Annotated in this window: 15 protein-coding genes; 11 read left to right on the plus strand and 4 right to left on the minus strand. The window is 46.3% G+C overall.

Annotation, left to right across the window (positions count from 1 at the left end):
- Positions 1-21 precede the first annotated feature (21 nt).
- The 5 genes from GVN20_RS17915 to GVN20_RS17930 all read left to right on the plus strand — a co-directional run bounded on the left by GVN20_RS17915 (position 22) and on the right by GVN20_RS17930 (position 7,887).
- Complete coding sequence (locus GVN20_RS17915; RefSeq protein WP_166559658.1) at positions 22-3,087, plus strand: glycoside hydrolase family 3 N-terminal domain-containing protein; 3,066 nt, start codon at positions 22-24, stop codon at positions 3,085-3,087.
- 307 nt (positions 3,088-3,394) lie between these two features.
- The gene (locus tag GVN20_RS29935) at positions 3,395-4,144 is read left to right on the plus strand and encodes a PDDEXK nuclease domain-containing protein (RefSeq protein WP_255455449.1); all 750 of its coding nucleotides are present in this window, start codon (positions 3,395-3,397) and stop codon (positions 4,142-4,144) included.
- The gene (locus GVN20_RS29940; protein ID WP_310586829.1) at positions 4,107-4,469 is read left to right on the plus strand and encodes a PDDEXK nuclease domain-containing protein; all 363 of its coding nucleotides are present in this window, start codon (positions 4,107-4,109) and stop codon (positions 4,467-4,469) included. The genes GVN20_RS29935 and GVN20_RS29940 overlap by 38 nt, the downstream gene beginning before the upstream one ends.
- Before the next feature lie 28 nt (positions 4,470-4,497).
- Complete coding sequence (locus GVN20_RS17925) at positions 4,498-6,450, plus strand: adenylate/guanylate cyclase domain-containing protein (RefSeq protein WP_166559659.1); 1,953 nt, start codon at positions 4,498-4,500, stop codon at positions 6,448-6,450.
- A 138-nt stretch (positions 6,451-6,588) separates the two neighbouring features.
- The gene (locus tag GVN20_RS17930; protein WP_229599107.1) at positions 6,589-7,887 is read left to right on the plus strand and encodes a hypothetical protein; all 1,299 of its coding nucleotides are present in this window, start codon (positions 6,589-6,591) and stop codon (positions 7,885-7,887) included.
- Positions 7,888-7,944: 57 nt separating this feature from the next.
- On the opposite strand, the gene GVN20_RS17935 is transcribed toward GVN20_RS17930, so the two are convergent.
- On the minus strand, positions 7,945-8,400 hold the full coding sequence (locus tag GVN20_RS17935; RefSeq protein ID WP_166559660.1) for a hypothetical protein: 456 nt from the start codon (positions 8,398-8,400) through the stop codon (positions 7,945-7,947).
- Positions 8,401-8,509: 109 nt separating this feature from the next.
- Here GVN20_RS17935 and GVN20_RS17940 point away from each other — a divergent pair, with 109 nt between their 5' ends.
- From GVN20_RS17940 to GVN20_RS17950, 3 genes are all read left to right on the plus strand, one after another.
- Positions 8,510-9,454, plus strand: coding sequence for a YafY family protein (locus GVN20_RS17940; protein WP_166559661.1), 945 nt, complete (start codon positions 8,510-8,512; stop codon positions 9,452-9,454).
- Between the two features lie 93 nt (positions 9,455-9,547).
- Entirely contained in the window at positions 9,548-9,976 is a 429-nt protein-coding gene (locus GVN20_RS17945; RefSeq protein WP_166559662.1) for a VOC family protein, read from the plus strand.
- 18 nt (positions 9,977-9,994) lie between these two features.
- Entirely contained in the window at positions 9,995-10,447 is a 453-nt protein-coding gene (locus tag GVN20_RS17950; protein WP_166559663.1) for a GyrI-like domain-containing protein, read from the plus strand.
- A gap of 119 nt (positions 10,448-10,566) precedes the next feature.
- Here GVN20_RS17950 and GVN20_RS17955 read toward each other — a convergent pair whose 3' ends face one another.
- Positions 10,567-11,406, minus strand: coding sequence for a cupin-like domain-containing protein (locus GVN20_RS17955; protein ID WP_166559664.1), 840 nt, complete (start codon positions 11,404-11,406; stop codon positions 10,567-10,569).
- Positions 11,407-11,789: 383 nt separating this feature from the next.
- Here GVN20_RS17955 and GVN20_RS17960 point away from each other — a divergent pair, with 383 nt between their 5' ends.
- From GVN20_RS17960 to hemL, 3 genes are all read left to right on the plus strand, one after another.
- Entirely contained in the window at positions 11,790-13,538 is a 1,749-nt protein-coding gene (locus GVN20_RS17960; protein WP_166559665.1) for a phospho-sugar mutase, read from the plus strand.
- A 261-nt stretch (positions 13,539-13,799) separates the two neighbouring features.
- The gene (locus tag GVN20_RS17965) at positions 13,800-15,485 is read left to right on the plus strand and encodes an ABC transporter substrate-binding protein (RefSeq protein WP_166559666.1); all 1,686 of its coding nucleotides are present in this window, start codon (positions 13,800-13,802) and stop codon (positions 15,483-15,485) included.
- A 41-nt stretch (positions 15,486-15,526) separates the two neighbouring features.
- Positions 15,527-16,816 carry a glutamate-1-semialdehyde 2,1-aminomutase gene (gene hemL / locus GVN20_RS17970; RefSeq protein ID WP_166559667.1) on the plus strand — a complete coding sequence of 430 codons (1,290 nt, stop codon included), beginning with the start codon at positions 15,527-15,529 and terminating at the stop codon, positions 16,814-16,816.
- A 264-nt stretch (positions 16,817-17,080) separates the two neighbouring features.
- Here the strand turns inward: hemL and GVN20_RS17975 are convergent, their stop codons facing one another.
- Positions 17,081-17,530 carry a DMT family transporter gene (locus GVN20_RS17975; RefSeq protein ID WP_166559668.1) on the minus strand — a complete coding sequence of 150 codons (450 nt, stop codon included), beginning with the start codon at positions 17,528-17,530 and terminating at the stop codon, positions 17,081-17,083.
- Positions 17,531-17,749: 219 nt separating this feature from the next.
- The gene (locus GVN20_RS17980; protein ID WP_166559669.1) at positions 17,750-19,684 is read right to left on the minus strand and encodes a heparinase II/III family protein; all 1,935 of its coding nucleotides are present in this window, start codon (positions 19,682-19,684) and stop codon (positions 17,750-17,752) included.
- Between the last annotated feature and the right edge of the window lie 216 nt (positions 19,685-19,900).

Raw genomic sequence — 19,900 nt, forward strand, 5'->3', positions numbered from 1 at the left:
CCGGCATTATCGCTGATTTACATGAAAAAGCCTCTGTTTCTAGTTCTCTTTTCCTTTTTTTGCCTTGCAACTTCCTCTTTTGCTCAAACTACACCACCTTTTTTGCAAAACCCCAATCAGCGCTGGGTAGATTCGGTCTTTAACAGCCTGACGCCCGACGAGCGCATTGCGCAGCTTATTATGGTGGCGGCCCACGGGTATCCGATGAACCCCAAACGAGTCATCATTGACACGACTTTCTCCAACCCGCGCGTGGTGGCGCAGTACATCCGTGACTACAAAGTGGGAGGCGTTATTTTTTTTCAGGGTGGCCCCGTGCAACAGGCGCAACTGACCAATTATTATCAGTCCATTTCCAAAGTACCGCTTTTGGTAGCGATGGACTCTGAATGGGGCTTGGCCATGCGCCTAGACAGTGCGGTGCGCTTCCCGTACCAGATGACGATGGGGGCGATTCAGGGCAATGACGATTTGATTTATAGAATGGGCAAAGCGCTGGCGGCGCAAAAGAAACGTCTGGGTGTCCATATCAATTTTGCCCCTTCAGTCGATGTCAACAACAACGCCAATAACCCTGTCATTAACTTTCGGTCGTTTGGTGAAAATCCCCAAAAAGTATTCGAAAAATCGTACGCGTATATGAAAGGAATGCAGGACGGGGGGATTTTGAGTTCGCTCAAACACTTCCCCGGTCATGGCGATACGGGCGTGGATTCGCATTATGATTTGCCCGTTATTCCGCACAATCGCGCCCGATTAGACTCCGTAGAATTATACCCTTTTCGTAAACTCATCGAGAAAGGTGCCGACGGCATCATGATGGCGCACTTGGCGATACCCGTATTGGATACCGCCAAAAATGTGCCTTCTACGCTCTCAAAACCCATCGTGACGGGCTTGCTGAGAGATCAGCTGCACTTCAACGGCCTCATATATTCGGATGCCATGAACATGAAGGGGCTGACCAAATATTTTCCCAATGGAACCGGCGACGCCAAAGGATTGGAAGCAGGTATGGATGTGCTGGAATTTAGCCCCAATGTACCGGCCGCCATTGCCGAAATCAAAAAATCCATTGCCGAAGGACGCATCAGTCAGGCCGAAATAGACGCGCGGGTCAAGAAAGTTTTGGCCGCCAAAGCCTGGGTTGGATTGGCTCAATTCAAACCCATTGAAACCAAAAATCTGATTGCCGATATTAACGACAAAGAATCAGAATTGCTCAATCGTCTGCTCACCGAAAATGCGCTGACGGTTCTGAAAAATGAGGGTTATGTTTTACCCATCAAGCATTTAGATAAAATAACGATTGCTTCTGTTTCTCTAACGGATGCGCCAGCGGCCGCGGCGGCTACCAAAGATGGAGTCGTAGCCCTCGGCACTCGTAATGAAACTGCCTCAACGGGCGACCTCACTACGTTCCAAAAAACACTTTCTTTATATACCAACATAGACCATTTTATCATTCATCCTCAAACCCCCGACAGCGTGCAATCACGTATTCGATCGGCGCTCAAAAGCTACGATGTGGTGCTGGTAGGGGCGCACCTCAACAACATTCGTCCGGGAACAAATTATGGGATTACGCCCACCACAGCAGCTTGGGTAAAAGATTTGGCCAACAACGGTAATTCAATCATAACGGTTTTTGGAAATGCGTATTCGCTCAATAAATTGGAGGGTATTTCAAATGCCAAAGCCCTAGTGATGGCCTACCAATTGACGCCGTTTACCGAAGAACTGTCGGCGCAGTTGTTGTTTGGAGCCATTCCTGCCAAAGGCAAACTCCCCGTAACGGTCAATGCGCAGTTTGGCTACGGCGCGGGTTTGGATATTCCTGCCATCGGTCGTCTCAAATACACCATTCCCGAAGAAGTGGGATTAAATAGCCAATGGCTTTCATTCAAGATTGACTCATTGGCCAACAACGCCATTGCTCAAAAAGCAACGCCGAGTATCGTGGTTCAGCTCGCCAAAGACGGAAAGGTATTTTATCGCAAAGCCTACGGCACGCATGTGTATCCAACTCCGTTGAAGATGGTAAATGTGCCGCCGCGCCCCGTTCAGTTGACGGATTTGTACGATTTTGCGTCGGTAACCAAGATTGCTGGCTCGACCATGGCCTTGGCACGATTGCACAGCGAAGGCAAATTCAATCTGGACGGAACGATGAAGGATTATTTGCCCAGTTATGACAAATCCAACAAAGCCGATTTGGTCTGGCGGCAAGTGCTGACGCACCAGGCGCGCCTGAAAGCGTGGATTCCATTCTGGCGTGATACCAAAAATGCCGACGGTACTTGGAAGAAAAAGACCTTTAGCTGGGGCAAAACCGCCCACGGGCCGTACACGGTTCAGGTGACGGATAGCTTGTGGTTGCACAAAAAATACCAAAAGAAGATTTTTGATGCCATTCGCGAATCGCCGCTTAACGAGAAGAAGGAATACATTTATTCGGACTTATCTTTCATTCTGTACCCGCAGGTGGTGCAAAACATCACGGGGGTGCCGTTTGAAGATTATTTAAAAACCAACGTTTATCGTAAAATAGGTGCTAATTCGCTGACTTTCAATCCGAGACGCTTTTATGATTTGAGCAAAATTGTGCCAAGTGAGCGGGATACCTTCTACCGCGAAACGCTCATCCACGGGCGCGTACACGACGAAGGTGCCAGCATGTTGGGCGGGCTCAGCGGTCACGCGGGGCTTTTTGGTAACGCCAACGACCTCATGAAAGTAACGCAACTGTACCTCCAAAAAGGCAGCTACGGCGGTGAGTCGTTTATTTCCGAAAACACCATGAACGAGTTTACGAGTTATCAATTCCCTGAGTCGCGTCGTGGCATCGGCTTTGACAAACCCTGCCGGGGGAGAGATTGCGGCAACGCCCCCAAAAGCGCCACGTCGATGAGCTACGGCCATACGGGTTATACGGGTATTATGATTTGGAACGACCCCGCCTATAACCTCAACTACGTCTTTTTGTCTAACCGCGTGTACCCTACGCGCGACAACAACAAAATCTCCACCCTCAACGTCCGCACGGCCATTATGCAGGTGGTGTATGAGGGGTTGGGGCTGAAGTAGGTTTTTTGGGGTATAATTGTAAACAGTAATCCACTACAATTATGAATAAATTATATAATTTTAGTTTGGACACTGAGTCCAGCGATGAACAACTTAACGAACTGATGAAGAATGTTTTAGAAGACGTAAAATAACGGGTAGCAAAAGCTAAGGAGGCATTTAAAAAATTGCAAAAACAAAAAATAAAAGACGCTTTTGGAGTGTACAATAAAAAACACAATGTCGGACAAAAAGCCTAAACTTTTGGTAATTGCAGGCCCAAACGGATCTGGAAAAACTTCCGTAACTACTCAAAAGTCAGTCAACGATGACACCGCCCCAGTCTTTCGTGTATATCAATTGGTTCAATAATATGAACGACATGCAAATAAAGCACGACCTTATTCAGCAAATACACCGCATCATTGCATCGGCACAGGAGCGAGCCATTCGTTCGGTAGATACCGAGCGAGTGCTGATGTATTGGCAAATAGGCAGGGTCATTTTTGAGGAAGAACAGCAAGGGAAAGAGCGTGCAGGGTATGGCGAGTTTCTAATCAAATCGCTGGCTCAAACCCTCGAACCTCAATATGGCAGCGGGTTTTCATACAGGCAGCTAAATCTTTTTCGGCAGTTTTACCGCACCTTCCCAATTGTGAACGCACTGCGTTCACAATTCAGTTGGACGCATTACCGAACCCTCATACGTATTGATAATGAGGACAAAAGAGAGTTTTACATCGCTGAAGCCGAAAAAAACAACTGGACGGCAAGGCAGTTGGAACGCCAAGTAAACAGCCAATTGTTTGAACGCCTTCTACTCAGCAACGATGTACAAGCCGTGTTGGCAGTAGCCCGAGCCGAAAAACTGCCCACCGATGCCAAAGAAATCATCAAAGATCCCATGGTGTTGGAGTTTTTGGGCCTAAAACGAGAGGCTGCCTACTACGAAAAAGATTTAGAAGTCGCCATTATCACGCACCTGCAAGATTTTTTGTTGGAACTGGGCAATGGGTTTTCACGGTTCGGCGTTCCGATTCGTGGCAAGACAAAAACGTATTCATTTGGATGGCGATGAGTTTTTTATTGACCTCGTATTTTACAACCGTTTGCTCCAATGTTTTGTGTTGTTTGAAATAAAAACCACTAAACTCACCCATCAGGACATTGGGCAACTGCAAATGTACGTCAATTACTACGACCGCTACGAAAAGCAAGATTTTGAAAACCCCACTATTGGCGTATTATTGTGTGCCGACAAAAACGACGCAGTCGTAAAAATCACCCTGCCCGAAAACAATAAAACCATCATAGCAAGCAAATACCAGCTATACCTACCCACCGAGCAGCAATTGATTGATGAGGTAAGAAGAGAAATTGAAAAATTAGATAATAGCTGGTAATTCTATCTTTTTGAAACCCACTAAACGCGTGAAAAACCCTTGGATGTATCTATTGTTGTTTTGCTTTTTGCTGGTGAAGGTAAAACTGCACGCCCAAAACATACAGACCATTGCCAATTCCCCAAATCTCCAAACCGCCGATAGCCTTTTCAAACTTGCTGAAAAATATGACAGTGTTGGCGACTCAAAACGAGCCCAGCCATTGTTTGAAAGCAGCCTACCTATTTACCAAAAACTGGGAAAGCAACGGGAAGTTGGGCATTGTTTCAACTACATCGGGGCAAATTATTACCGCCAAGGCAACCTTTCTAAAGCCCTTTCTTTTTTTGAAAAAGGGGTAGCTGCCTATAAAAAGGCGGGATATAAAAAAGGGGTGGCTGCTTTATTAAACAACGTAGGTGTGATTTATTACAGCATGGGCAATTATCCACAGGCGGTAGAGCTGTATAAACAGACCATTTTTATGCAAGAAAAAATTGGGAATAAAAATACGACTGCTACCATTACAGGAAACATTGGAGGTATTTACTCAAAAATAAAAGATTACCCCAACGCCCTGAAATACCTCAACAAAGCAGATGCCCTTTTCAAAGAGTTAAACGACAAACGAGGAGTTGCCAAAATACTGATGGAGGTGGGTTATATCTCTATGGAGCAAGGCAATTTTGACAAAGCCCTGAAAGAGTTTGATGAATCACTGAACATTGCTCAAAAAGCGAAAGAAAAAGAGGTAGAAATAGAAGTGCTGTCAAACTTGGGAGAGTTGTTTTACCGAAAATCAGATTTTCAAAAAGCATTGTTCTATTACAATAGCTGTCTAAAAAAAGCCGAAGAAATTGGCAAATTACAGTATAGAAGTAGCTGTAGCATTGCCATTGGCAATATATTCTATCAACTAAAAAAATACAATGAAGCCGTTGGAAAATGCAGCGCGGGGCTAACAATAGCCGAAAAAATGGGTGCGATTTCTATCAAAAAAGATGCTTGCGAATGTCTTTATCATGCTTATAAATCTTTGAATAACAACTCGTTGGCGTTGCTGTATTATGAAAAAGTAAATGCTTTTGAAGATAGTTTGAACACAAAAGAAGCTTCCAGCCGAATGATGAACATGGAGTTTCAAAAGCAACAGTTGGTGGACAGCATCGCCTTCGTCAAAAAACAAAGTGCCGCCAAACTCAAACACCAAGTCGAAATACAGGCGAAAGAAAAGCAGCGAAATATAATCATCGCCTCGTTGGGAATGGTGCTGCTGATAGCAGGTGGTTTGTGGTATCGACTGAATTTTGTGAGAAAAGCTAAAGAAACCCTCAAAGTCGAAAAAGACCGTTCAGAAGCCTTACTTTTAAATATCCTGCCCCAAGAAATCGCCGAAGAACTCAAACTAACGGGCAGCGTTAAAGCCAAAGATTTTGGAATGGTTTCCATTCTTTTTACCGATTTTCAATCCTTCACCCAAACCGCCCAAACCATGTCACCGCAGCGATTGGTCGAAGAAATCAATGTTTGCTTCGAGGCGTTTGACAGGATTTCAGAAAAATACCAAATCGAAAAAATCAAGACCATCGGCGATGCCTACATGGCCGCAGGAGGCATGGCCAATGCCGACGAAAACTCCCCCCAAAATGTGGTATTGGCAGCGCTGGAAATGCAGGCGTTTATCGCCCAAAGGGCCATCGAAAACCAACTAGCCCCAAAGCCTCACTTTGAAATGCGGCTGGGTATCCACGCTGGCCCCATCGTGGCGGGGGTTGTGGGCGTAAAAAAGTTTCAGTACGACATCTGGGGCGATACCGTCAATACCGCAAGCCGTATGGAAAGCAACGGAAGCGTGGGCAAAGTAAACATCAGCGAGGCATTCTATGAATTGATAAAAGACGACCCACTTTTCTCCTTTGAATACCGAGGAAACATCAGCGCAAAAGGAAAAGGTGAAATCAAGATGTACTTTGTGGAGAAGAACGCTTTAATGCAAATGTAGGAACTATCTAACGTTGCTTTTAGGGCTTAAAATCACTCATTTAAGCCCTGAAAGAGCATTTATAAAACCAAATCTACATTCGGTAAAACTCCGTGCCGCTTGCCTTTTGGTTGTAAAGTGTCATAGCCTTTTTATACGATGAAACCTTACCTTTTATTTATAGGCGCAGCTTTGTGGATGGCCGCTTGCCAACCTGCCAAAGAAGAAACCTCTTCGTTGGTGCCCAAATTCAAACTCGTCGCTGCCGATACAGTGTATTTCAACAACTTTGTGGACTGCAACATGGCCGAGGCGTGGGTGGGAGATACGTTTCGGATTTTTCCTGGTAAATACGGCGAAGACCCCGTTTGGGGAGAGGCCCACGACTTAAAATTTGCGGATGGCCGCCACGCCGAAGAAGCCTTCAGACGTAATGCAGAAGACTTTACCGAACCCAAAATGCCCCCCAATGTGCCCATTGGTCAGAAAGGACTGCATGGAGCGGCATGGTTTGAGACAGTCTATCAAGATCCCAAGGATGCCACGGGAAAAACCCTTTATGCCGTTTATCACAACGAAAACTACCCTGCTACTCTCCCATACGACGCCAAAACGGGTGAAGGCTACATTGACCATAAATGGCCCGAAGGACTCACGGGCCCTCAATCGCCCGCTGCTGTGTGTCGCATCGGCATCATGAAATCAGTGGACGGCGGGCGTAGCTGGGACAACCGAGGGCTATTTATCGAAGACCTCCAGCCCCGTATGATTCTCAAACCACACAACACTTCCAAAACCTTTGCAGGGGGCGTAGGTGACCCTTCGGCGGTAGCCGTAGGCGACTATTTGTACCTGTTTTATGGCGAATACGGCTTCCCGGGCGTGTACGATGAGGCCTCCTACAAGCGTGAAGACGAACACAAAGGCCAGTGTATCAGCGTGGCGCGTATTGCGCTCAAAGATTTAGGCACCCCAGTGGGCAAAGCCCTGCGTTGGAATGGAAAAGAGTTTAGCGCGGCCTATAATGGTTTTGGTGCGCCCATTGCTTCATTACAAATCCCGATGAGCGAAGGTGGCGGACCCGCTTCTTCTCCCACGGGTGGGTTTCATTGGGGGCCGTCGGTGAGTTGGAACACTTACCTCAACTGTTGGGTGATGCTGATGGGCAAAGTAACGGGGAGCTCTTGGAAAGGCAGCAGCGTGTATATTTCGTTCAATAAAAACAAAGACTTGGGTGAGGGCAACAACTCCCAAGCATGGACAAAACCCCAATTGTTGCTCGATAAGCCTGGTTTTATTATGTGGTATCCCTCGCTACAACCCATGAATACCCCTGAAGACATCGCCAACAAACATACTTGTATGCGTTTGGGCAAGAAGGCGCGCCTCTACATCAAGTACATCAAACCCGAAAAAAGCGAATACAAGTCGGAGTATGTGATTGAGTTTGATAAATGAGATGCTGATTTGTTACGCCACCAATAGCATCTTTTGTGCTTAAATCGTGGATTGTTTTCAGAGCGGCTTAAACTTCAGCGTCAGCTTGGTTACCCGTGGTGGGTCATATACGCTGCTGCGGGTTTCCATTTCAAAACCATCTTCATACACGTTGCGCGGATAAATATTCCAGCCGCCCGTTTTGGTGCTCGTATCCCGCAGGGCAATGACATTTTGCTTGGTATAGGCTTCCCACTGAAATTTTTTGGTGTCGGTGGCTCCTTTAAAATGGCCCTCAAAACTGCCGTCGGGCAAAAACCGCACCCAATCCATGTAGGTATCAAATTCTACCCCACTGATGTGGGGTACGCTTTTTCCGTCCTTAAAGATGGGGGCTTCGTCCATCAATATTTCCTGAATTTCCCATTTCGGTACGCTCGTGAGGCGGGTTTGGGCCTCCTGTACGTTGTCGGCAGGGCGATGGCAGGCCATGAATAAAAGCAGAAAAAGGAACGAAAAAAGGCGTGAAGTCATGGTTTTTTATGAATTTTGAAAATCATACTCAATACTATAACGGAATCGGCAGTTTGCAAAATGTTACCGCAAATTCTGCCCGTCATTTCGTCAAACAGCCTTTCCTCTTATGAACCGTATCGACCGACTTACCGCCATTTTAATTCAGTTACAATCCAAACGCGTCGTAAAAGCGCAGGAAATTGCCGACCGTTTCGGAATAAGTTTACGCACCGTCTACCGCGACATCAGGGCCTTGGAAGAAGCCGGTGTACCCATCGGGGCCGAGGCGGGCGTGGGCTATTTTTTGGAAGACTACCATCTGCCGCCCGTTATGTTTACCAACGAAGAAGCCAGTGCGCTGCTGTTTGGGGCCAAATTGATTGGAAAAATGGCTGATGAGTCGTTGCGGCAAGGGTTTGATTCCGCGTTTTACAAAATCAAATCCGTGCTGAAACGAAACGAAAAAGAGCACTTAGAAGACCTAGAATCTCGCGTGGAGGTGCTGGCACGGCAGCGCGCGGAGCCTTTTTCGGTACATCTGCTCAATCAGATTCAACAGGCCATTGTGCGGCAGCAGGTACTGGGGATTGATTACGTTACCAATTTTCATAGCCAGAGTACACAGCGCGAAATTGAACCGATCGGTTTGGTGCATTACGGTTCTCATTGGCATTTGATTGCCTATTGTCGGCTGCGGGGCGATTACCGTGATTTTAGGGTCGACCGGATTCAGAACCTGACCAATACAGAGGTGTTTTTTCCGAAACAAAACTTACTTACCCTACAAGCCTACCTTGACCGCCTGCGCGTAGAGGAGCAGCTCGAAGAAGTGACCATTTGGGTGCACAAAGGAGCGGCGATGTTTATGCAGGAGCAACGCTATACGTGGGGATTCCTCTCGGAAGAAGTACACGACAAATACGTCAAAATGACATTTATGACGCAATTTTTTGAAGGAATGGGCCGTTGGCTGCTGACGTTTGGTAAGCACGTTAGCGTAGAAAGCCCCCTAAAAATGAAAGACATGATGCACACCTTGGCCCTCGAAATTCAGGAGCATTATCTTTCCTAAAACCCTACTGACATACCGTTGTCACTAACGGGTTGTACCTTTGTTGAAGTTAAATAATCAGTCATTTTAAATAACTTTAAACAAAACACAACCATGGCAACAGTCAATCCGTATTTGAACTTTTTAGGAAACACAGAAGAGGCGTTTAACTTTTACAAATCAGTTTTTGGGGGAGAATTTGTCGGACTTCAGCGTTTTAAAGACACCCCAGAGGCGGATAAATTATCAGCCGACGATCAGGACAAAATCATGCATGTGGCTTTGCCGATTGGCAGCAATACGATTCTGATGGGAACCGACGCCCTCGAATCTATGGGCCATACGCTTACGCTGGGAAACAATCTGTCGTTGGCCATCGGGGCTGAAAGCAAAGAAGAAGCCGAAAAAATCTTTCACGGATTGGCCGAAGGGGGAGAAGTTGAAATGCCGCTTCAGGATACCTTCTGGGGGGCTTATTTCGGAATGACGACCGATAAATTTGGCATCAAATGGATGGTGAATTTCGACTATCCTCAAAACTAAACAACCACCCATACAGCCATGAATATCAAAGAATCAAAACCGTACAATGCCCTGGTTTTTCGCGTCGAAACCACCCTGCCAGAATTATCAAACCACGTGGCTCACGTGGCCAAAAGTCTCTACCGCGAAGCGGTGCGCCTTGATTTGATGGTTACGGGGGCCATTCACTGGAATTATTATGGTATCGACGGGCAGCCAGATACAAAATTTCTGTTGGAAATAGCGCTTCCTATTCAAGAAAAAGAAGTGGTTTCGTCGGAGTTTGAGTGGCGGCGAATTGCGGGGTTTAAGTGTGTCTCTGCCGTATTGGAAGGGCCATGGGAGCAACTGCCCAAAATCTACGAAACCCTCATTCGTCAACTCCATGCCCAAGGACTTCACATGACCGATGAGTGCCGGGAAATGTACATCAATATGGATTTTGAAACGCCTGAAAACAACATCACCGAAGTGCAGGTGGGAGTTAGGTAAGGTTGAAAGCGAAGCATTATTTGGTAAGCGTTAAGCGGAGTATCTGCTTAACGCTTACTTTTTTGTAAAATGATACCCCGCGTCCCAACTTTCCGAAAATGCCTTGGGAGGGGCTCATACTACGCCATGGCGCGTTCGGCGGCTTTTTCTTCTTTCCAATGTTTCCACCGGGGGCCAAGCAGCTTGTTCATACCCTTATCGACCACAAAATGCCGGACAATGTTTGACACACCACGTAGCCGGGTAAACACGCTGTCGTTGGCTCGAAGAGCGATGGAAAAACCGCCGTCTACGTACTGGATAAAGTGCCAAAAAGTAGAGGGGATAAAAATGGTCTCGCCGTGTTCGAGCACGGTATCCCAGCCCACCGCTTTTTTGAAGGCGGGGAATTTTTCATAATCAGGATGCAAAACATCTACGTGGCTCTGCACCGTAAAAGGATGTTGATACAAAAAACGGCTTTGGTCGGGAGCAAACAGCGTTACCCGTTTTCGGGTCTGAAACTGGGTCAGAAAAACCGAAGAGCAGTCGATGTCATAGTGCAATTTTACCACTGCGCCCTGTCCTCCAAAAAACATAAAAGGGTATTCTTTGACGAACCCCGGCATGATGGTCGGCATTCTGACATCGTCGACGAGTTCGGGGGCGTGTTGGAAGATGTTATACAAAAACATCCGTAGTTCGGTAGGCCCCGCTTGAATCAAATCGAGGTATTCAGCAAAAGGCATGTGAACTTTGGGGCTCATGTAGCCTTTGCCAGCATCGTGGAAGTCATTGCCGAAAAGTGGGACTTTTAAGTGTCCGTAATTTTGTTTTAAGTACTCAAATGTCCACTTTTGGGTAGCGGGCCAATCGGCCGCAAGGTCACGGAAAACGACGGGACGGGCGGGCAAAAGGTATTGTTCTCTGAACTCCTCGGGCGTAAGTCCCGAGCGTTTGTCAATCGGCTGTAACTGCATTGTTATTGATGGCTATTAAGTAAGTAAAACGATTTTCTAACGTATTGAGTATCCAACAAGTCATACCAACGGTATCACTAAACGTTACTGCTTTTATAGACAGTTTAGGTCGTGTATTCACTTTTTGAAAACGATTTTTTTTTCAAATTTGTGCCGTCAATCGGGATAGAATTGAGAAAAAAATGGGAATAATAGTAGATTTATATCCCAAAAGGAAGAAATAATAATGAGGCCTTTGCAGCAGAAAAGGAGTAAAAAGTCATTCTAACAACATAAAATTGGCGTTAAATAAAACATAAAGTTGCAAGATTCGGATGAGTCGTTAAATTTGGGGACGTTTCTGCTTTTTTATCTAAAACTGTAACTCCAAAACTCAAAACATTATGCTCGAAGCTGCTGTACAAACCAAAGTAGACCTATGGCTTAGCGGTAATTATGATGCCGATACCAAGGCTGATATTCAGCAACTGGTTGATAAACAAAATTTTACTGAACTTACTGACTCATTTTATAAAGACTTGGAGTTTGGCACGGGCGGTCTGCGCGGATTGATTGGCATTGGCTCAAACCGCATGAACCAATACACCGTAGGAGCAGCGACGCAGGGATTGGCCAATTATTTGAATAAAACCTTTGCGGGACAAAAAATCAGCGTAGCCATTGCCCACGATTGCCGCATCAAATCGGATGTTTTTGCGCAGGTAACAGCCAATGTTTTTTCTTCCAACGGCATTGATGTTTATCTTTTTAAAGGACTGCGCCCCACGCCAGAATTAAGTTTTGCGGCACGTCTGCTGGGCTGTAAAAGTGGAGTAGTAATTACGGCTTCTCACAATCCTAAAGAATACAACGGCTACAAAGCTTACTGGGACGATGGCTCTCAGGTGGTGGCACCGCACGATAAAAATATCATTGATGAAGTAAATGCTATTCAGTCCATTGATGATATTAAATTTGGGGGAGATGCTTCTAAGATTCACCTCATTGGCGAAGAAGTGGATGAAAAATACATTTCTCAAATCCTTTCGCTTTCAATTTCAAAAGAAGCCATCAAGCGTCAAAAAGACCTCAAGATTGTCTTTACGCCGATTCATGGAACGGGTGTGACGCTGGTACCGCAGTTGCTCGCCAAAATGGGCTTTGAAAATGTAACGGTGATTGCCGAGCAGGCCGAACCGCAGGGAAATGGATACTTCCCAACGGTGGTGTACCCCAATCCTGAAGAAGCAGAAGCGATGTCGATGGCCGTAAATCGCGCCAAAGAAATTGACGCTGACCTCGTAATGGGCACCGACCCCGATGCCGACCGCGTAGGTATTGCCGTCAAGAACCACCACGGAGAAATCCAATTGTTGAACGGAAACCAAACGGCTACTTTGCTCATCTATTACCTCTTGCAAGCATGGAAAGAAGCGGGTAAGTTGACGGGCAAAGAGTTTGTCTGTAAAACCATCGTTACGACGGACCTCATCGATAAAATGGCGGCAGGATACGATGTCAATTGCTACAATACCCTGACTGGATTTAAGTACATTGCGCAGGTAATCAGAGAGTTGGAGGGAAAACAGCAGTTTATCGGCGGTGGTGAAGAAAGCTACGGGTACCTCATCGGCGATGCCGTTCGCGACAAAGATGCCATTGCAAGTTGTGCCATGATTGCCGAGTTGACGGCCTATGCCAAAGACAAAGGGCTGAGTCTTTTTGATTTGTTGATGGAGGTCTATAAGCAGTTTGGTTTTTATTATGAAGGCCTGATTTCATTGACGAAAAAAGGCAAAACAGGCGCCGAAGAAATCCAGCAAATGATGGCCGATTTTCGGGCTAACCCGCCGCAGTCGATAGCGGGTTCACCCGTTGTTCGGATTGATGATTATAAGTTTTTGAAACGTACCGAAAACGGTACCACGGTCGACATCCCGTCGGGAAGTATGGGGATTGAGTCTTCAAATGTACTACAATTCTTTACGGCTGATGGTACCAAATTTACGTGCCGTCCTTCGGGCACTGAACCCAAAATCAAGTTTTACGTGGGCGTAGTTGCCAAGCTAGAACGCAACGAAGACTTTGATGCAGTGTACGAATCGTTAAAGCAAAAAGTGAAAAATATCGGCGAAGAACTTCACCTAAAATAGGGGAATTTGATATTTTTTTGAAAAAAGTTTGTAGAAATAAAACAAATTAACGTATATTCACGTTACGTTTGAAGTTCCGAAGATACTTCAGAACTTTTCATCATAGGTTAAGTGTGAGAAAAGCCATTCGCATATAGCGTGATGGCTTTTTTGTTTTACATCCTCTTCATTATTTTTACTGCTACTTGCCGTCCCAGCAGTAGACACGTTAAAATTGTTTTTAACTTTGACTTCTGGTTTTACCCCACTAATGTTTTTCTAATGAGAAAATCCTTTTTGCTGATTTACCTCTTTCCTTTTTTTATGTATGCCCAGGGTGCTGATGCCACCTACGAGCGCGAATATAAGCGCGGTGTGGCGTTATACAAATCGGGCGATTTTGCCTCCGCCATGAGCGCACTTACCCCATTGACGGCCCGTAAATATACCCACGGCTTGGCGCCTTTTGCACATTATTATTGGTCGTTGGCGGCCCTCAAAACCAATCGTTTGTCGGAAAGCCGCCAGATGCTGATGCAACTGCGGGAGCGTTTTCCTGATTGGAAAAAAATGGACGATGTACGCTACGTGCTGGCTGATGTGTCTTTTCAGGAAAAACAGTTTGGAGAGGCATTGGACTACGTAGAGGAAATATCAACGCCTTCCATCAAAAAAGAGGCTGAAAATCTAAAGCGTTTTTACATTAATAAATTACAGGACATTGCCTACCTCAAGAGCCTGAACCGCCAACACCCTGCCGATAAGACGGTAGCGTTGGCGCTGATTGATATGATTCAGCGAACGTCCAATGAAAAATCGGATTTAGAGCTGTCGGACCAATTGACCAATCGCTTTGGGGTTGTCTCTTCCAAATCCTCTTCGCCAGTTACTCCCGTACGTCAAAGTAATAACAACCTTCAGAAAGGCTATTATAATGTGGCCGTGGCGCTGCCGTTTCGGCTTAAAGAATTCAGTCCCAACCAGCGGGTACGCACCAATCAATTCGCGTATGATATGTACGAAGGGATGAAGCTGGCTAAGGCCAAATTACAGCAGGAGGGCATTTTGGTCAATCTATTTACGTACGATGTCAGCAATGACCCTGAAGAGATGGTCAATGTGGTCAACAATGCCAATTTTGCGCAAACCGACTTGATGATTGGACCAGTTTACAATGAACCTGCCAAGTTGGCCGCAGACTATGCCGAAAGCAACAACATATTTTATGTGCATCCAACGAGCCTAGCGACTGATATTTTGGTGAATCATGCCAATACGTTATTGTTGCAGCCCTCCTTTGAACGCCAGGCGCAACAAAGTTTTGATTTTATGCGCTCGCAGCCTTCGACCAACCGTAAACTGGCAATTTATTACGGAGCATCCCGGCGCGATTCTACCCTCGCGGCTTCCTATAAGAACAAGGCCATGGAAGCGGGCTACCAAACCATTGATTTTCGCAAAACGCGCGAGAAACTCGACTCAAGTGCTACGATTACGGAAGTAAACAAACCGGGCCACGTGGTGGTTTTTAGTAGTACTGAAACGGATGGAAACAAGGTGCTTAATATGCTGAACAAACGGCGAATTAACGTCCCGGTTTTGGCGAGTTCATTGGCGTTTAACATGCAAAACGTTGTTTCTTCTACCTTAGCAGGGCGAGAAGTTTATATAATTGATACTGAGTTTATTGATACCTCTAAGGCGCAGGTAAGAGATTTTCAGACAAACTATCTGGCCAAGCGAAATACGATTCCGTCGATATATGCCATGCAGGGGTACGATGCCCTTTTGTTTTTTGGCCGTTTGTTGCATAAGTACCGCAATCAACTGCGCAGTGGACTGGATACGCGGGTTTTTGAGGACGATTATCTGCTTTCAGGATTTAATTATAAGAGTTCAAACGACAACCAAGTTGTGCCTATTGTGAAAATGGACGATATGCGGTGGGTGTTGGCCAACGGGCAATAAGAAATTTATATCATCTACATCTAATTAAGTAACAAAAACGAATGCAACGTACACAAAGTCAGGACCTTTTTGAAAAAGCAAGACAATACATTCCGGGAGGTGTAAACTCCCCCGTGAGAGCTTTTAGGGCCGTGGGTGGCTCGCCGGTTTTCATCAAGTCGGCCAAAGGTCCCTACATCTACGACGAAGACGGAAATCAATATTTAGAATTCATCAATTCATGGGGGCCCATGATTTTGGGTCATGCCCACGAACTGATTGAAAAGGCGGTTTCGGACGCCATTCAGAACTCCTTTTCTTTTGGTGCGCCTACGCGCAAAGAAGTTGAAATGGCCGAATTGATTGTAGGGATGGTGCCATCGGTGGAAAAAGTCCGGATGGTCAATTCTGGGACCGAAGCCACCATGTCGGCGATTCGGGTGGCGCGTGGCTATACGGGACGCGACAAAATCATCAAATTTGAAGGGTGTTACCATGGTCATGGAGATAGCTTTTTGATTTCGGCGGGCAGTGGCGCGGTGACGATGGGCGTTCCCGATAGTCCGGGTGTAACCAAAGGCGTAGCCAACGATACATTGACGGCTCCGTTCAATGATTTGCCCGCGTTACAACAACTTATAGATGCCAACAGAGGCCAAATTGCCGCTTTGATTTTGGAGCCGGTTGTCGGAAATATGGGTTGTGTGTTGCCCAATGCAGGCTATTTAGAGGCCATTCGTTCGATGTGTACCAAAGAAGGAATCGTGCTGATTTTTGACGAGGTGATGACGGGTTTTCGGTTGGCCAAAGGAGGCGCTCAGGAGCGCTTCGGCATTGTGCCCGACATGACCACGATGGGTAAAATCATCGGCGGCGGAATGCCCGTTGGTGCTTACGGTGGCAAACGAGAAATTATGGATTGCGTTTCGCCCGCAGGGCCTGTTTATCAGGCGGGTACACTTTCTGGAAACCCGATTGCAATGTCTGCGGGATTGGCGATGCTGCGTTATTTGGAAGCACACTCCGAAGTATATACGCGCCTCGATGAAGTGGGAAACACCATCACCGCTGGGTTTAAAGCATCCCTTCAAAAACTGGGGTTAAACTTCACTATCAATCACATCGGGTCGATGTTTACGCTTTTTATGACCGACCAGCCCGTTACGGATTTTACCTCTGCCAAAGCGTCGGATTTGCCGATGTTCGGTCGCTATTTTCAAGCCATGCTTAAGCGCGGTATTTATTTGGCACCTTCGCAGTTTGAAAGCCTGTTTTTCTCGTATGCCTTGGAAGATGCGCACATTCAGCAGCTGATTGAGGCCAATGAAGAGGCGTTACGGGAGGTGATTTAAGGCGGTTTTACCAGACAACTTCTGTGGCTCTGTTATTGCCCAAATAAGTGTGCGGGTATCAAGCAGGTAACTCATACGTTCAAAAACTCTACTTCGTTCAAATGTAGATTTTTCTTGTCAACTTGTTAAGAAAAATCTACATTTGAACGCCTCGACTAATTTATGCTCTTCCTTTTGAGTCAATGCTGTATGTGTCAATAGAATACGTGTGACGGGGATTGTTTGAAACTGGAACCCAAGTAACATAATTGTAAAAAACAGTCTCTAAAATTTCCTAATCATATACACTCCCGTACACAAAAGCACTACGCCTATCAATCGTTGCCAAGTGATAGGGTGGAGCGGGGCGCCGAGTAGCCCAAATTGGTCAATCACCATGGCGGCGATTACCTGCCCCATCAATACCAGAACGGTTACGTTTCCGATGCCTAGCTTTGGTGCAAGCCAGACAACGAGCAAAACGTAGGTGCCGCCCAAAAGGCCACCGATATAGCTCCACTTGGGAGGGGCGGCAAAATGCGTCATGTTGGGAACGGTTTGACGCGATAACACTATATAGGCAGATAGCCCAATGACGGCTACGATAAAGATGGTAAGCGCTGAAAAATAAGGGTTTTGAAGTCCTTTGCCCAAGGCCGAATTCATGGCACTTTGGAACGGAATCAACACGCCCGCCGTAATGGCAAGCATAATGTACAGAATAGAGTTGTTCATTTTCACTTGTCTGAAAGTAACGTTTTTGCGATGACTTAAATGTAATAATAAATCAAAGGTAAAACTCAATAGCGTCTCTGAAAGATTTGATTAAAAGTAGGCTTTTAGGTTAATAAGCACGATTTAAAAGCCCATTTACGGAAACACCCCTGTTAGTAGTCAACGAACAGGGGTGTTTCCGTAAAATAAGCGTACGTATCGCACTTCAACAATCACTTCTTAATTCATTCCTATCGTAAATCCGTACTTTCCTTTTTGGGCCAATGATTTGTTGGTCAGGATGATACGCTGCACGGGGTGATTGTCCCATTTGGTTTTAAAACTCACGTATTCCATGCCGTCGGTAGAAGGTAAGTCGGTAGAAATGCTCCAAAGTTTGGGGTCATATTGCAGCGTAACGGTTTGGTTTTTCCACGTCTTAAAGACGACTTTTCCAGGCGTGGCGATGTCGATGTCGCAAACGGTCATAAATATCTGCTGCAACGAATTGGGCTTTTGATTTAGCGCGTAATCGTCGTTGATTTCCACCGTGTTTTTGGCGCGGTTCAACTTGACGGTACGGTTCCAAGCCGCAATACCAGCGGCTTTGTCGTAGCTCGGCGCAATGTTCATACTCAACGATGATTCTTTATCGTTGACGGTGCTTTTTACGTTGGTGGCTTCGTAGCTACGGCCCGCGATTTGTCCTAAGCCGTTGATGATTGGCAAGTTATGGTACTGAGATTGCGTAAACCACAGCTCGTAGCGTTTGGACGAAAACGTGCGTGCCGTGTAATTCCCGCGCCCTGCGTCGATGATGACCGGCTCACCGTTGGCATAAAGCAAAAAATCTCCTACGTCGTTGTGGTTGTGACTTTCGGCATTGTGGCCGCCGTGAGTTGCCATATAAAAACCGTTGTCGGCGCGGGTGGTCAGCACTTGAATGTCATTAAACCACGCGTTTCTTACGGGTTCGTAGCTGTTTTTGGCGGGCTCAATGTTCTTGAAAGTCAATAGGTTCTGAATCTTGCGCATCCGGTGAAAGCCGTTGTTGGAAATGGCCGTTGGGTATTTCTCTACGGCCCATTTGCCAAACTGCTTCAATTGCGGGTCGTTGATTTTTTGCCCAAAACGGTACAGCATAACGCCGTCGGGTTTGAGTTTGGGGTCGGCATCGGCGAAGTTGACGAAGTAATCGTTGGAAATATGGGTTTTGTACACATACGACGCCATTTTCTGAATCAACGGTTCATCGTAAATCGCCACTTTGTTTTTTGTGGCTTCGTCGAGCAATTCTAGGCAGTCAAACACGCAGGCCCCCGCCGCAAACCAATAACTCGGTCCTTCGTCGCAGCCGCCGTCTTCGCCCAGTCCGTTTAGGTACAAATCCAATCCCAACATGGCGCTATGCAGCGATTCCGCACGACGGGCTTCGTCTTTTTCGAGCAGCAGCGTGGCCGTCATCCAGTTGGACATAATCCACGGATTCCAGTTGTTGACCGCGTTTTTTTTGCTCATCCAGCCATAGCGGTCGGGGTTTTTGAGCATCGGAATAAAGAGCCGTTGGTTGGTTTCGTGATAAATGCGCTTACGGATGAGCTTATTGATTTTATCCAGTTTGTCACCCACAAAATAGTCGGTCAATGCCAAAACTGACGCGGTTTCGGCTGCAAAAAGATCGACGATGTTATCTTCTACATTGGGTAAACCTGTACCGCTAATGTGAGCGGGAACACCCCAAAAGCTTTCTTCACAGATAGACCAAACACCGTTGAGAATAGCTTCTGTAAAACGACCCTTATCTTCAATGCTTTCGGCCAACACCAAGTCAATCAGAGCGTTACGTTTGCTGAAAGAGATTCTGCTGTGACGCTCGCGGTCGCCGGAGCGCACGAAGTCGAGTGAAAGAGTGGCCGAGATGGGCTCAAATTTATAATCCAACAGCGCTTCTCCTGCCTTGAGGGTGCGCACAATGACGGAGTCGGGGAGGGCGGCTTTCCACTCGCCAACGGTTTTGGGATAAGGCTTGAATTGATTTTGTGGAATTAGGGATTGTTTGACGACTTCCAAGGCGTATTTATTCCCTAAAATGTTGCGTTGGGTGACTTGGGCGTAGCCTTGCATCAGCCCCCATTGGCTAAATAAAACAATCGTGAGGATAACAAGTTTTTTCATGTTGGGATAGAGGTTTATGAATAATCTAATGCATTCATTCAATGTAAAGAAGGCAAAGGTGAGACCCTGATACTTGAATTTGGCGGGAAATAATGAATTGACTATCCCCGACTGGGCGTCCCCGACTAGGCGTCCCCGTTTTCAAAAATTTGAAAAGTCTGCAAAAATACCCTTGTGGTGGGATTCCTCTGGGGGTTAATCTAAAAAAAGAGTCCG

The sequence above is a fragment of the Runella sp. CRIBMP genome (assembly GCF_009905605.1).
Lineage (GTDB): Bacteria > Bacteroidota > Bacteroidia > Cytophagales > Spirosomataceae > Runella.

What these genes read in the sequence shown, in the direction of transcription:
- GVN20_RS17915 (WP_166559658.1), top strand. Translation starts at nt 22, where the DNA reads ATGAAAAAGCCTCTGTTTCTAGTTCTCTTTTCCTTTTTTTGCCTTGCA.
- GVN20_RS29935 (WP_255455449.1), top strand. Translation starts at nt 3,395, where the DNA reads ATGACACCGCCCCAGTCTTTCGTGTATATCAATTGGTTCAATAATATG.
- GVN20_RS17930 (WP_229599107.1), top strand. Translation starts at nt 6,589, where the DNA reads ATGAAACCTTACCTTTTATTTATAGGCGCAGCTTTGTGGATGGCCGCT.
- GVN20_RS17935 (WP_166559660.1), bottom strand. Translation starts at nt 8,400, where the DNA reads ATGACTTCACGCCTTTTTTCGTTCCTTTTTCTGCTTTTATTCATGGCC.
- GVN20_RS17940 (WP_166559661.1), top strand. Translation starts at nt 8,510, where the DNA reads ATGAACCGTATCGACCGACTTACCGCCATTTTAATTCAGTTACAATCC.
- GVN20_RS17945 (WP_166559662.1), top strand. Translation starts at nt 9,548, where the DNA reads ATGGCAACAGTCAATCCGTATTTGAACTTTTTAGGAAACACAGAAGAG.
- GVN20_RS17950 (WP_166559663.1), top strand. Translation starts at nt 9,995, where the DNA reads ATGAATATCAAAGAATCAAAACCGTACAATGCCCTGGTTTTTCGCGTC.
- GVN20_RS17955 (WP_166559664.1), bottom strand. Translation starts at nt 11,406, where the DNA reads ATGCAGTTACAGCCGATTGACAAACGCTCGGGACTTACGCCCGAGGAG.
- GVN20_RS17960 (WP_166559665.1), top strand. Translation starts at nt 11,790, where the DNA reads ATGCTCGAAGCTGCTGTACAAACCAAAGTAGACCTATGGCTTAGCGGT.
- GVN20_RS17965 (WP_166559666.1), top strand. Translation starts at nt 13,800, where the DNA reads ATGAGAAAATCCTTTTTGCTGATTTACCTCTTTCCTTTTTTTATGTAT.
- hemL (WP_166559667.1), top strand. Translation starts at nt 15,527, where the DNA reads ATGCAACGTACACAAAGTCAGGACCTTTTTGAAAAAGCAAGACAATAC.
- GVN20_RS17975 (WP_166559668.1), bottom strand. Translation starts at nt 17,530, where the DNA reads ATGAACAACTCTATTCTGTACATTATGCTTGCCATTACGGCGGGCGTG.
- GVN20_RS17980 (WP_166559669.1), bottom strand. Translation starts at nt 19,684, where the DNA reads ATGAAAAAACTTGTTATCCTCACGATTGTTTTATTTAGCCAATGGGGG.